Annotated in this window: 10 protein-coding genes; 4 read left to right on the top strand and 6 right to left on the bottom strand. The window is 41.6% G+C overall.

Translation table 11 applies throughout. From position 1 onward, the window contains the following. Positions 1-63 precede the first annotated feature (63 nt). From BCU57_RS04990 to yceD, 3 genes are read right to left on the bottom strand one after another with little or no spacing between them, the layout of a single operon-like run. Entirely contained in the window at positions 64-1,023 is a 960-nt protein-coding gene (locus BCU57_RS04990; protein WP_102440291.1) for a beta-ketoacyl-ACP synthase III, read from the bottom strand. Positions 1,024-1,032: 9 nt separating this feature from the next. Further along, positions 1,033-2,247, bottom strand: a complete 1,215-nt coding sequence (plsX, locus tag BCU57_RS04985; RefSeq protein ID WP_413211403.1) for a phosphate acyltransferase PlsX — start codon at positions 2,245-2,247, stop codon at positions 1,033-1,035. A 17-nt stretch (positions 2,248-2,264) separates the two neighbouring features. Further along, positions 2,265-2,789, bottom strand: coding sequence for a 23S rRNA accumulation protein YceD (yceD, locus tag BCU57_RS04980; RefSeq protein ID WP_076536204.1), 525 nt, complete (start codon positions 2,787-2,789; stop codon positions 2,265-2,267). Positions 2,790-3,029: 240 nt separating this feature from the next. On the opposite strand from yceD, the gene BCU57_RS04975 reads away from it, so the two are divergent. Then, positions 3,030-3,638: a Maf family protein gene (locus tag BCU57_RS04975; protein WP_102440290.1), complete on the top strand. Its 609-nt coding sequence runs from the start codon at positions 3,030-3,032 to the stop codon at positions 3,636-3,638. A 180-nt stretch (positions 3,639-3,818) separates the two neighbouring features. Here BCU57_RS04975 and BCU57_RS04970 read toward each other — a convergent pair whose 3' ends face one another. Then, positions 3,819-4,475, bottom strand: a complete 657-nt coding sequence (locus tag BCU57_RS04970; protein ID WP_102440289.1) for an HAD family hydrolase — start codon at positions 4,473-4,475, stop codon at positions 3,819-3,821. Continuing rightward, positions 4,472-5,428: a 23S rRNA pseudouridine(955/2504/2580) synthase RluC gene (rluC, locus tag BCU57_RS04965; RefSeq protein WP_102440288.1), complete on the bottom strand. Its 957-nt coding sequence runs from the start codon at positions 5,426-5,428 to the stop codon at positions 4,472-4,474. The genes BCU57_RS04970 and rluC overlap by 4 nt, the downstream gene beginning before the upstream one ends. A gap of 601 nt (positions 5,429-6,029) precedes the next feature. Between rluC and rne the strand changes: the two genes are divergently transcribed. Together rne and BCU57_RS04955 are read left to right on the top strand one after the other, a co-directional pair. Further along, positions 6,030-9,305: a ribonuclease E gene (gene rne, locus BCU57_RS04960; RefSeq protein WP_413211402.1), complete on the top strand. Its 3,276-nt coding sequence runs from the start codon at positions 6,030-6,032 to the stop codon at positions 9,303-9,305. 334 nt (positions 9,306-9,639) lie between these two features. Further along, the gene (locus BCU57_RS04955) at positions 9,640-11,199 is read left to right on the top strand and encodes a SulP family inorganic anion transporter (RefSeq protein ID WP_076536194.1); all 1,560 of its coding nucleotides are present in this window, start codon (positions 9,640-9,642) and stop codon (positions 11,197-11,199) included. 78 nt (positions 11,200-11,277) lie between these two features. Here BCU57_RS04955 and BCU57_RS04950 read toward each other — a convergent pair whose 3' ends face one another. Next, the gene (locus BCU57_RS04950) at positions 11,278-12,192 is read right to left on the bottom strand and encodes a bifunctional methionine sulfoxide reductase B/A protein (protein ID WP_102439619.1); all 915 of its coding nucleotides are present in this window, start codon (positions 12,190-12,192) and stop codon (positions 11,278-11,280) included. Between the two features lie 183 nt (positions 12,193-12,375). On the opposite strand from BCU57_RS04950, the gene BCU57_RS04945 reads away from it, so the two are divergent. Beyond that, on the top strand, positions 12,376-13,215 hold the full coding sequence (locus tag BCU57_RS04945) for an isopenicillin N synthase family dioxygenase (RefSeq protein WP_102439613.1): 840 nt from the start codon (positions 12,376-12,378) through the stop codon (positions 13,213-13,215). Positions 13,216-13,336: the final 121 nt, after the last annotated feature.

Raw genomic sequence — 13,336 nt, 5'->3', positions numbered from 1 at the left:
TTTTTGCTAGCTGTAAAATATAAATTAATCGCGTTATATCCTACTGCTATTTATCAATGATATCTAGAATCTAACTAGCGCACTGCCCCAAGCAAATCCACCGCCAAATGCTTCAAGTAAAATAAGCTGTCCGCGTTTAATACGGCCATCTCTTACTGCCTCATCTAACGCGATAGGCACAGAAGCTGCTGAAGTATTACCGTGCTTTGCCAGCGTTAATACCACTTTATCTAAACTCATATCTAACTTTTTGGCGGTCGCTTTAATAATTCTAAAGTTGGCTTGATGTGGTACTAACCAATCAATTTCAGACTTGTCGATATTATTAATTCGCAGGGTTTCTGTCACCACATGGGATAATTGCGTCACCGCAAACTTAAAGACATCATTGCCCTTCATGGTCATAAAGCTCACAGCTTCTGATGTTTCGCTGGCCCGAGGCGGGAATGTGCACTTTAGCAAATCCCCCTGGCGGCCATCGGCATAAATATGGGTTGAAATAATACCCGGTTGCTCACTGGCGCCAATAACCGCAGCGCCAGCACCATCACCAAATAATATGATGGTACTGCGATCTTCAGGATCGCACAGGCGTGACAACACGTCAGCGCCCACCACCAATATTTTCTTAGCGGCACCGGTTTTAATAAATTGATCTGCAACCGACAATGCATAAACAAAGCCTGAACATGCGGCAGCAATATCAAATGCAGGAATAGTATGAATGCCTAATAATTTTTGTATTTCGCAAGCCGCAGCTGGAAATGCATTATTGGCACTGGTTGTACCACAGACAATCATATCTAATTCGCTTGCTTCAACACCTGCCATTTCTAAGGCTTTCAGCGCAGCTTGATAACCCATGGTAGTCACAGATTCATATTCAGCAGCGATGCGTCGCTCTGAAATACCCGTACGTTCCACAATCCATTGGTCAGAGGTGTCGACCATTTTTTCTAGATCGTGGTTACTACGAACTTGCACCGGCAGATAACTACCAGTTCCGAGAATTTTTGTATACATATTATGAGATCAGCTATTGATGTCTAAAAGAATCGTCTCCAGACGATCTTTAATCATTTCCGGTAAACGACGTTTTGCTTCCGTTGCAGCTAAATTGATTGCTTGTAAATAAGCGGCTTCATCAGCATTTCCGTGACTTTTTACTACTATTCCGCGCAATCCTATCAGACTTGCACCATTGTAGTGGTCGGGGTTCATCTTACTCAGTACAGCTTGGATACGTGGAGCGAGGAATTTTGATAACAAACGAACGAAAAAGCCTTGAGTTAATCCATGTTTTAATTGATGAACTAATAACTTAGCAATACCTTCAGATGTTTTTAATGTAATGTTGCCAACAAAGCCGTCACAGACGATAACATCGACTTTGCCGGTAAATATCTCATCACCTTCAATAAAGCCATCGTAATTGACTTGAGAAGTGTGTATCAGGTGCTGAGCTGCTTGTTGGACTTGATCGTTACCTTTAACGTCTTCAATACCGACGTTAAGTAACGCAATTTTTGGTCTAGAGCGTTTATGCACAACTTCACATAACACCGAGCCCATGACAGCAAACTGAAACAAGGTTTCAGAATCGCAAGAAACGTTAGCACCCAGATCGAGTAAATAGACTGGTTTACCTGTCATAGCAGGTAAACAACTGACTAATGCAGGTCTATCTACACCGGGCAAGGTTTTTAATAAGATCTTTGATAGCGCCATTAACGCGCCAGTATTACCCGCACTCACACAGGCCTGAGCCTTACCATCTTTAACTAATTCTAATGCTAAGCGCATTGAACTTTGTTTTTTAGAACGGATAGCATGAATTGGTCGATCACACATAGTGATGACTTCAGTGGTATGGATAATTTGAATTCTTGCTTGAATAGCCGTTTCAATATCAATTAGATATGGGTCTATTTCGGCTTGATTACCGACTAGATAAATTGATAATTGAGGGTTAAATTTCAGTGCCTGCAAGGCTGCAGGCACTGTGACGAGGGGGCCATGATCGCCCCCCATCACATCTAACGCGAGCGTCAGATTCGTCATAAGATTAGCAACAATTACTTGTTGATAACCTTTTTTACCGCGGTAAAAACCATCAGCAGTCACATTGTGACGTAGATGTAATTCACCGCTAGTAGCGTCTACAGATAATTGAGCTGTGCTCAATGCATCGTGTGAACGGCGCATGCCGCGCTTTGAACGTGATTTTTTATTCTGTTGTACAGCCATTTGACCTGTCTCCTAGATTACTTGCTCTTCAGTTTTTCTAACACTGCAAACGGATTTGGACGCTCCTCATGAGAGGGGTCAATCTCGCCTACAACTACGTCGCTCGTTCCTAAATTGCAATCATCATTCTGATGCATAGGAATAATTGGCATAGCGATTATCAATTCATCTTCAACCAATTGATGTAGACGAACCTCACCAATTTCATTGCACTCAATCGGCTCATACGCATCCGGGAGCTCATCGATTTCATCTTGGGTCTTACAAAGACCAAAGCTGAAGTCGACCGTAACCTTTGTGGTATATGGTGTCATACAACGTTGACATAGCAGAGTGAGCTCCGTCACAGCCTTCCCGCGAAGGTAGACTATCCCCTGAATATCGACGCCACATTCTAACGACACTGTCACATCGGAACAATCGCCAGCACATAATTCATTTAATCGCTTATTTTGAACCCCAGGCACTATGCCTTCATAACGAAGACCACTGGCTGCAGTTCGAATAGGATCAATTGATACTGGTATCTTTACTGTTTGCATAAGGCGCGCATATTATAGTTTGAAAACGCTAGAGTCAAAGAAAATTTATCCAAATTGTGGTTAATGACTTAACCAAACAAAATAGACTCATTACTTAAACACCAACATTAAAATGGATCGAAGCGAAATTTTACCTGTCACAGCCCGCGATCACAAGCGCGATCCGACTAAAATTACTCCATTCAGTCGCTTTTTTATCGTATTATAGAAGTAATTGTCTAATTCCCCGAATAGTGAGCCATGAACACTAAAATCATCCTAGCTTCCACCTCTATTTATCGCAAAGCGTTATTAGAAAAATTACAACTGCCGTTTGAATGTGTCAGCCCAAAAACCAATGAAACGCCGCTTAAAGATGAAACAGCGCAGCAATTAGTTTTGCGTTTAGCGCAATTAAAAGCACAAGCTGGTGTTGAGTTATTTAATCAAACGAGCTGTCAGCAAGCGCATATTCCTGCTGTGATCATCGGCTCTGATCAAGTGGCCGTCATTAATGGGCAAATCATTGGTAAACCACTAAACAAACAAAACGCAGTTAAACAACTTAAGCAAGCCTCAGGTCAATCTATTACCTTTTATACTGGCTTAAGTGTTATCCATAATGTCACACAGCAAGCTTATAGCATTGTAGAACCCTTCACTGTGCACTTTAAAAAATTAACGACTGCAGAAATTGAGCGTTATGTTGATTTAGAGCAGCCTTTATATTGCGCAGGTAGTTTTAAATCTGAAGGACTGGGTATTGCTTTATTTGAACGCCTTGAGGGAGATGACCCTAATACCCTCATTGGTCTGCCATTAATCCGCTTAATCGAGCTATTAAAGCGCCATAATATAAACGTGCTATAAACTTTTTGATGCTAAAAAATATTTACACAATGCTAAATTTTCAACAAGACCGTCTTTAGCTTGCACAATGCCGCTTTGGCTAGCTGTCAGTTCAACTGGTAATTGGCTCACAAAAAAGCCGATGCGGTTAACATCGGCTTTATGAATTACAAAAGTAAGCAAAGCGTATTATGGCTCTGCTTATATATGTAATAAAATATCTTTCGGCTGATTAACTGTGGCTGTGGGCCCTTCAGTTAACAGATCCTCTAGGCTATGGGCGCCATAGGTGACCGCAATACTGTTTACCTTAGCATTGTTCGCCATCGCAATATCAAGTTTTGAATCACCGATCATCACCGCTTGATCCGCGTTAATATTTAACTCTTCGAGCAAAGATAAAATCATCGATGGATGCGGTTTCGAATGCGCTTCATCGGCTGAGCGAGTTGCGACAAAATATTGCCCTAAACCAGTTTCAGCCAACATTCGGTCTAAGCCCGCCCGCCTTTTACCAGTGGCAATTGCCAAGGTGTAACCAGCGGTTTTGAGTTGTGCAAGTAAATGCTCTATGCCGTCAAACAAAGGCGATGGTGTTAGATTAACATTAAGGTAATAGTGTTTATAACCTGCGATTAATTCATCGTACTTATTCCCATGATGAGGAAATAATTTTTCTAACGCAGGTAATAAAGACAAGCCAATGATATCCCTAACCGCTTGCTCAGAGGGAATATCAAGTGCTAATGATTGCGCCACGCTTTGCATACAATCGACAATTTTACCGACTGAATCCATTAAGGTGCCATCCCAATCAAAAATCACTAATTGGTACTGCTTTATATTATTTAGCTTCATGCACGAGTCAATTTATCTAAAGTGGCTAACAAAACATCATCAAGTGGCGCTTTGACTGTGGTGACTTCATCATTGTCAGGATGTTTAAATTTAAGCTCTGCAGCATGCAAGAACAAACGATTTAAACCTTTAGCCCGCATAGAATCGTCAAATTTTTGCTCACTGTATTTGTCGTCACACGCAATAGCATGGCCGGCATATTGACAATGCACGCGAATTTGGTGAGTTCGACCTGTCACTGGACTGGCTTTGACTAAGGTACATCCTTGGTAACGCTGCATAATTTTGTAACGTGTTTCAGAAGGTTTACCTTCTTGATTGGCACGAACAATACGTTCGCCGGATTTTAAGGTAATTTTTAGCAAAGGCACTTTAACCACTTTGTCTTTTGCCAGCCAATCACCTCTAACTAATGCAAGGTAATCCTTTTGCATCGTTTTGTTTCTAAGTTGCTCATGCAAATGCTTAAGTGCACTGCGCTTTTTGGCAATAAGCAACACGCCAGAGGTGTCTTTATCTAAACGATGTACTAGCTCTAAAAATTTTTGCTGTGGCCTTAAAGAACGTAATCCTTCAATCACACCGTAATCGACACCGCTACCACCATGAACTGCGATACCTGCAGGTTTGTTCAGCACGATAAGATGATTATCTTCATGAATGATTCTGCTTTCTAACTGGCTTACTTTAGACAGTTTTGCAGACGGCGCTGTGCGGTTGTCTTTTTCCGCAATTCTAACTGGCGGAATACGAACAACATCTTCAAGTTGAAGCTTGTATTCTGGCTTCACTCTTTTTTTATTAACCCTCACCTCACCTTTACGCACGATTCGGTAAATCATGCTTTTAGGTACACCTTTCAATTTGGTGAGAAGAAAATTGTCAATGCGTTGTTCGAAATGGTCTTCATCAATAGTGACCAATTGAACTTTTGTGGGAGTTTCTGTATTCATGATGCGCCTTAAGTTATTACGGCGCGTATTGTAACCTAAGTTTCTACCTGATGGGACAATAAGAATGAGAGTTTTGATTGCTGTCTAAATTGATTATTGCTATATTTGCGCTGTGATTGAGGATAAACAGTGGATAAAATGTTCACAAACTCAATTTATTACGGTGTTTTTTCAGTAGAATTCATGAACAAGACTGGTAGCAAGTCATTGATTTGCAAATTGTAAACATCACAAAACGAAATAATTCGTTTTTACAATTAAACCGTCGGTGTCATCTTTATTTTAAAAGTTTTCCTGAAAAATACCATCCCAAATTCGAACAAATTTTAGCTTGTTATCAAACAAACCAATTCGACTTGGGCATTATCGGAAGAAATATTAAATTTATGGGGTTGGTTGATAATGAACAACCAATTCCTTGTTTTTGTAATTATTAAAAAATAAGCCATAAATAGGATGCGACACGCAGCGATGCGTCTTACAGTAATGCGCACCTAACTTGCCTAAAAACCAGCCGCGAGGCTTTGTGCATAACCATTTTAGGCCCGTAATGCAGCGAATTTACTTTGTTTGATGACCTTATTAGAAGAATTAAGTCATCATGAAACGTATGTTAATTAATGCAACTCAGTCTGAAGAGTTGCGTGTTGCCCTAGTTGATGGGCAACAATTGTATGATCTGGACATCGAAAGCCCAGGCCATGAACAAAAAAAATCAAATATCTATAAAGGTACTATCACCCGCGTAGAACCTTCTTTAGAAGCTGCTTTTGTTGACTATGGTGCTGATCGCCATGGTTTCTTACCGCTAAAAGAAATTGCTCGCGAATACTTCCCTAAAGGTTACTCTTTCCAAGGCCGTCCAAATATCAAAGAAGTGGTATCTGAAGGTCAAGAAGTTATCGTTCAAATTGATAAAGAAGAACGCGGTAATAAAGGCGCTGCGCTAACAACCTTTATCAGTCTTGCAGGTTCTTACTTAGTACTTATGCCTAATAACCCACGTGCTGGCGGTATTTCTCGTCGCATTGAAGGTGATGAGCGTACTGAACTTAAAGCGGCAATGTCTGAGTTATCAGTGCCAAACGGTATGGGCTTAATCGTTCGAACTGCAGGTGTTGGTAAAGATGCTGCTGAATTAAAGTGGGACTTGAAAGTTTTACAACATCACTGGGATGCAATTCAAGAGGCCGCGCAAACCAAACCTGCACCTTTCTTAATTCACCAAGAGAGTAACGTTATTGTTCGCGCAATACGTGACTACTTACGCCGTGATGTCGGTGAAATTCTAATCGACCACCCGCGCATTTTTGAAGAAGCTAAACAGCACATAGGTTTAGTTCGACCAGATTTTGTTGAGCGCGTTAAGCGTTATGAATCAGAAGTGCCGTTATTTACTCACTTCCAAATTGAATCTCAAATCGAGTCGGCTTTCCAACGTGAAGTACGTTTGCCTTCAGGTGGTTCAATCGTTATTGACCCAACTGAAGCGTTGACCTCTATCGATATTAACTCTGCACGCGCAACCAAAGGCGGTGATATCGAAGAAACAGCATTAAACACTAACCTAGAAGCTGCTGATGAAATTGCCCGTCAATTACGTCTTCGTGACTTAGGCGGTTTAGTGGTTATCGATTTCATCGATATGACCCCTGTTAGACACCAACGTGAAGTTGAAAATAGAATGCGTGATGCGGTTCATTTAGATCGTGCCCGTGTTCAACTCGGTCGCATCTCACGCTTCGGCCTGATGGAAATGTCTCGTCAACGTCTTCGTCCTTCTCTTGGTGAATCAGCTGGCCATTTATGTCCTCGCTGTCACGGTCAAGGTACGATTCGTAGCACTGAGTCTTTAGCGCTTTCTATTCTTCGCTTAATGGAAGAAGAAGCAATTAAAGAAAACACCACTCAAATAGAAGCAGTAGTGCCTGTCGATGTAGCGGCCTTCTTGTTAAATGAAAAGCGTAAAGCAATTCGTATTACTGAAGAGCGCCATAAAGTTGAAGTTTATGTCATCCCAGATGCACATATGACCACACCAGATTACCGCGTATCACGCCTCAGAAGCGATGATGAAGTGGTTGAGTCAAGCTACAAGCGTGTTGAAAAGCCTGCTGCAAAACTTTACGAGCCTCGCAAATTAGAGCGCGCGGAAGCACAACAGCCAGCAATTAAAGGCTTCGGTACCCCTAAAGCGGCGCCAGCAGCTACAACTGCAGCTAAACCTGCTGCAGTAGCCAAACCGGCTGCGCCTGCAGAGCCTGGGTTCTTCTCAAAAATTGTTGCTGCTATTAGTGGTTTATTCGCCTCACCAGAGCCAGTTAAAACTGAAACTAAATCTGCTGATAAGAACCGTAAAGAAGCACAAAACAACCGTCGTAATCGTCGTAACGACTCTCGTAATGACAGTCGTCGTAACGATTCTCGAAATGACAACCGCCGTAATACTCGCAACGACGCTGATAATAAAGGTCGTGATAATAAAGCGCGCAATAAAAAGTCGGACAGAGATGTAGCTAATAAAGAACAACTTGATAAGCGTCCAACTAAAGCAGAGCCAAAAGCGAAGACAGAAAAGCCACGTCAAGATGCTGAGAAATCGCCTAAGCAAGAAGCAGCGAGAGAGCGTCGTCAACGTCGTAACATGCGTCGTAAAGTGCGAATTGAAAATGAGCAAAACGAAGCTAAATTAGCGGAAACCACCACTTCACAGGTTGAAGTTGCAGTTGAACCTAAAGCTAAGCCAGAGACCAAACAGGATTCAAAACCTGCCCGTACTCGCCGCCCAAGAAAAGACGCTGAAGTTATCACTAAAAATGATTCAGCTAAATCTGAAGCTAAGGCTACTGTTCCAGTGACTAAAGACGTTAGCACTGAAACTGACATTAAAGTAGAAGCTGAAACGCCAGTTGAAGCGCAAGCACCGGTTCAGGCGCCTGTTACTGAAACCGCTGTTGCTAACACAACATCTGCAGAAGAAATCACTGCAACTCAAGATGCTTCTGAAACCGTAAATGAAGATGCTGATGACAAGCGTGAAGGACAGCGCCGTAGCCGTCGTAGCCCTCGCCACCTTCGTGCAGCGGGTCAACGTCGTCGTCGTGATGAAGATGATACCTCGTCAAGCCCTGCTGTATTTACATCTGTTGATGAGCTAGAAAAACAACTTGATGCAGAGCAAGCTAACGAAGCTAAAGCTGCACCTACTGTAGAAACGCCAGCTGTCGAAGTTAAAGCCGAAACACCTGCAGTAGAAGTTAAAATTGAAACGCCAGCGGTTGAAGTTAAAACTGAAACCCCAGCGGTTGAAGTTAAAACTGAAACCCCAGCAGTTGAAGTGAAAACTGAAACGCCAGCAGTTGAAGTAAAAACTGAAACGCCAGCAGTTGAAGTAAAAACTGAAACGCCAGCAGTTGAAGTGAAAACTGAAACGCCAGCGGTTGAAGTTAAAACTGAAACGCCAGCAGTTGAAGTAAAAACTGAAACGCCAGCGGTTGAAGTGAAAACTGAAACGCCAGCGGTTGAAGTGAAAACTGAAACGCCAGCGGTTGAAGTTAAACCTGAAACAGCTAAAGTTGAAGTTAAAACGGTTGCATCTGCACCTATGACTAAGCCTGTTGCAATACAACGTAAAGCCGCAGTCGCACCAACAACTGTCGCACCAACCGAAGTTAAAGCTGAACCAGCTGTTAAAAAAGCACCTGTCGCTAGCCGCTTCGGCTCTATGGTCATGTCAGATACGACTAAGCCAGTAACAGAGGTTCGTACTCAGCAAGCTGTGCCAAAAGGCCGCGAGTATCAAGCTTCGCAAACTGAAGCCAATAGCGTTAAGTCAAAAGTGGCCAATAGTGCTTCAGCTGATATGTCTAAAGCATAATCACTAGCACTCACCTTTGAGAGTAAAAAAACCACGCTTCTTAGCGTGGTTTTTTTTGCTTCACTTTTACTAAAAAGCTTAGCTTTCTGTCCAAACTACCAGCCATTACCAAGCCTTGATATTAATCCCGATAATAAAACCTCAGTTATGATGTAGTTTTTGTGTTACCAACGAAATTTTCTAGCTTAGCTTATCCTCTTAAAAATTCTCTCTAAAACCCTAACGATACGAATTAGCACAAATTAAGTTTAATTTCAGGTTTAGAAGGTTTGTCATTTTTGTTAACATGCTCACACTTTTATTATCAAACACATCAATAGATTTCAGAGGTTAAATGTTCGATCTACTACGTCATAAAACCAGTAGCGGCAAAGCAGATATATTATCTGGTTTAACCGTTGCACTCGCGCTTATTCCTGAAGCCGTTGCTTTTGCTTTTGTCGCACAAGTTGAGCCTATGGTAGGACTTTACGCAGCCTTCATCATGGGGCTAATTACTGCTGTTATTGGTGGCCGTCCTGGGATGATTTCTGGCGCTACCGGCGCGATGGCTGTTGTTATGGTATCACTGGTGGTTGAACATGGTGTTCAATACCTATTTGCCGCAGTAGTACTGGCAGGGATAATACAAATTTCTGCCGGTATTTTTAAACTGGGTAAATTTATCCGTATTGTTCCTTATCCTGTGATGATAGGTTTTGTGAATGGCTTAGCCATTGTGATTTTCCTTGCACAATTAGGCCAATTTAAAGTAAAAGATGCTGCTGGCAACATGGTATGGCTTGCACAAGAGCCCCTAATGATTATGTTAGCTTTAGTGGCACTAACTATGGCGATCATTCACTTCTTACCCAAAATAACCACTGCTATCCCTTCTTCATTGGTGGCTATTTTAACGGTAACGGCATTGGTTGTAGGCTTAGATTTAGATACTCGCAATGTACTCGATTTCTTAAAAACCATGAGCGGCGATGAACAAGCAACAATTGCTGGTAGCCTGCCAAGCTTTGCTATCCCAAGTGTCCCATTCACGCTAGAAACGCTTTATATCATTCTGCCTTATGCCTGTATTCTTGCTGCTGTAGGCTTGATTGAATCATTGCTGACGCTAACCGTTATTGATGAAATGACTAACAGCCGTGGTAAAGGTAACAAAGAATGTGTTGGTCAAGGTGTTGGTAATATTACCAGTGGCTTTTTCGGCGCTATGGGTGGCTGTGCGATGATTGGACAATCGATGATTAACATCAACTCTGGCGGTCGTGGACGATTATCAGGGATCACTGCAGCACTCGCTTTATTGGCATTTATCTTATTTGGTGCAGCCTTTATTGAAATAATTCCGTTAGCTGCATTAGTTGGGGTTATGTTCATTGTCGTTTTAGGTACCTTTGAATGGGCCAGTTTCAAAGTCATGGGCAAAGTGCCTAAGCATGATGCGTTTGTCATTGTGTTAGTAACAACGGTAACCGTGTTCACAGATTTAGCCTTCGCAGTATTTGTCGGCGTTATTGTGTCTGCATTAGTCTTTGCTTGGGAGCATGCCAAACATATTAATGTTGAAACCAATATTGATGCCAACGGTTGGAAAGTTTACAAATTAAATGGACCGTTATTTTTTGGTTCGGTATCTAATTTCTTAGAGCTGTTTGACGCAGAGAATGATCCTGAAGACATTATCGTAGACTTCCAAAACTCACGGGTTGCAGATCATTCTGCCCTCGATGCAATTGACACCTTAGCAGAGCGTTATCTTGCTGCCGGTAAGAAGTTACACTTGCGCCATTTGAGCGGTGATTGTAAAGATTTACTCCATAAAGCTAGAGCGTTAGTCGAGGTCAATGTGATTGAAGATCCCCATTACAAAGTGGCTGACGACGCATTAGACTCTTAATCGTTAGGTTTACACATTAAAAAAGGCGAACTCAGTTCGCCTTTTTTGTTGCCGATGTAAACTAACCTTAGCTAGTCATTATTTATCAGTGTCCTTTAACAACTGCTCAAATCGTTTCATCGCCATTTCAAATTTTGGTTTAATAATTAACTCACAATATGGCTGCTCAGCATTATTAGCATAATAATTTTCGTGAACACTTTCTGCAGGATAAAAAGCTTCGAACATGGCAACTTCGGTCACTATAGGTTTAGGCCAAATGGCTTGCTGAATTAGTTTACTAATAGCGATGGTCGCTTGATCAACCTGCTCTGTTGAATGAGTAAAAATAACTGAACGGTATTGCGGACCTTTATCATTACCCTGCTGATTTAAGGTGGTGGGATTGTGAATGGCAAAGAAAACCGCCAGTAAGCTTTGGTAACTAATGATACTAGGATCAAATTCCACCAATATAACTTCAGCATGTCCAGTATCACCAGAACATACCGCCATATAATTTGCATCGCTACCACTACCGCCACTGTAGCCTGGCGTTACCTCAATCACTCCCTTTAACTCATTAAATACCGCTTCAATGCACCAAAAACAGCCCGCGCCAAAAGTAGCAAACTGATTACTATTTACTTTTTGTAATTCATCTGCCGTTTGAAATATCATCGAAACAGAATTGACACAGTGACGGATATTTTTAGCGGTTAACATTTCGCCTTCAAATATATGCCCTAGGTGGCCGTCACATTTTCGGCAGGTGATTTCGATTCTATGACCATCTTCATCAGGGGTTCGATCCACAGCACCTGGAATTTCATCATCAAAAGCAGGCCAACCACAATGAGCATTGAATTTATGTTCACTTTTATACAAAGGTGCTAAGCATTTTTTACATAAATACAAACCTGGGGTATCATGATTTACATACTCACCGCTAAAAGGTTGTTCAGTCCCTTTTTGCTCAATGACATACTTTTCAAATTCCGTTAACTGCTTCATGAGTTCCATCTCTACTTCTATTTGGTTAGGCTTACTGTACTGCAAGTATTACAACTATGGCAGTATGCACAATAAAGATCACTATTTCGACTGACCAAGACATATTTCGCATCAAAAAATTGCGACAAAGTGTGACCAAGGTTAGAATCGCGCTGGGTCAAATAAAAACAATAGAAGAAAAATATGAAACTAGAAACAATTGATTACCGCGCAAAAGATTGTCCACAACAGTTTGTCGCTTCATTAAGAGAAACCGGGTTTGGCGTTCTTTCTAACCACCCAGTCAGTCAAGAACTGGTCGAAAAAATTTATCAAGAGTGGTATGCCTTTTTTCAATCTGAACAAAAAAATGATTATCTATTTAAACCAGAAACCCAAGATGGATTTTTCCCTGCTTCAATTTCAGAAACCGCTAAAGGCCATAGCGTAAAAGATATCAAAGAATATTTTCACGTTTATCCTTGGGGCCGTATTCCTGAATCGTTAAAACAAAATATCTTAGCCTATTATGCACATGCCAACGCGCTAGCAGCAGAGTTACTCGGCTGGATTGAAGAGTACGCACCTAAGGATATTGCTGACAAATTCTCAATGCCATTACCACAAATGATTGAAAATAGTCAGAAGACATTATTAAGAGTACTGCACTACCCGCCAATGCTTGGCGATGAAGAGTTAGGCGCTATCAGAGCTGCTGCACATGAGGACATAAACCTTATTACTGTACTACCTGCTGCCAATGAGCCAGGACTACAAGTTAAAACCAAAGAAGGTAACTGGGTTGATGTACCCAGTGACTTTGGTAATATCATTATCAATATCGGTGATATGCTACAAGAGGCATCAGCAGGTTACTACCCTTCAACGTCACATCGGGTGATTAACCCTCAAGGCAGTGATAAAACTAAATCAAGAATTTCATTACCACTATTCTTACACCCAAATCCAGAAGTAGTATTGTCAGAGCGTCACACCGCTGACAGCTACTTAATGGAAAGACTGCGTGAGCTTGGGGTTATTTAACCCTACTGCTTATTTAGTGACATCGTTAATGATATTAAAGCGCCAATAGGCGCTTTTTTTTATCATTTTTACTCATAACAAGGTAGAATATGCCCCCTTTGTTAGTAGTAGATTTATAAAA

The organism is Shewanella sp. 10N.286.48.B5 (assembly GCF_002874355.2).
GTDB lineage: Bacteria > Pseudomonadota > Gammaproteobacteria > Enterobacterales > Shewanellaceae > Shewanella.
Note: the sequence above shows the minus strand (reverse complement) of the source record. Positions and strands in the feature narration are given on the sequence as shown.

Coding starts and splice junctions, on each gene's coding strand:
- BCU57_RS04945 (WP_102439613.1), top strand. CDS start 12,376: ATGAAACTAGAAACAATTGATTACCGCGCAAAAGATTGTCCACAACAG.
- rne (WP_413211402.1), top strand. CDS start 6,030: ATGAAACGTATGTTAATTAATGCAACTCAGTCTGAAGAGTTGCGTGTT.
- BCU57_RS04990 (WP_102440291.1), bottom strand. CDS start 1,023: ATGTATACAAAAATTCTCGGAACTGGTAGTTATCTGCCGGTGCAAGTT.
- BCU57_RS04950 (WP_102439619.1), bottom strand. CDS start 12,192: ATGAAGCAGTTAACGGAATTTGAAAAGTATGTCATTGAGCAAAAAGGG.
- BCU57_RS04970 (WP_102440289.1), bottom strand. CDS start 4,475: ATGAAGCTAAATAATATAAAGCAGTACCAATTAGTGATTTTTGATTGG.
- BCU57_RS04955 (WP_076536194.1), top strand. CDS start 9,640: ATGTTCGATCTACTACGTCATAAAACCAGTAGCGGCAAAGCAGATATA.
- plsX (WP_413211403.1), bottom strand. CDS start 2,247: ATGGCTGTACAACAGAATAAAAAATCACGTTCAAAGCGCGGCATGCGC.
- rluC (WP_102440288.1), bottom strand. CDS start 5,428: ATGAATACAGAAACTCCCACAAAAGTTCAATTGGTCACTATTGATGAA.
- BCU57_RS04975 (WP_102440290.1), top strand. CDS start 3,030: ATGAACACTAAAATCATCCTAGCTTCCACCTCTATTTATCGCAAAGCG.
- yceD (WP_076536204.1), bottom strand. CDS start 2,789: ATGCAAACAGTAAAGATACCAGTATCAATTGATCCTATTCGAACTGCA.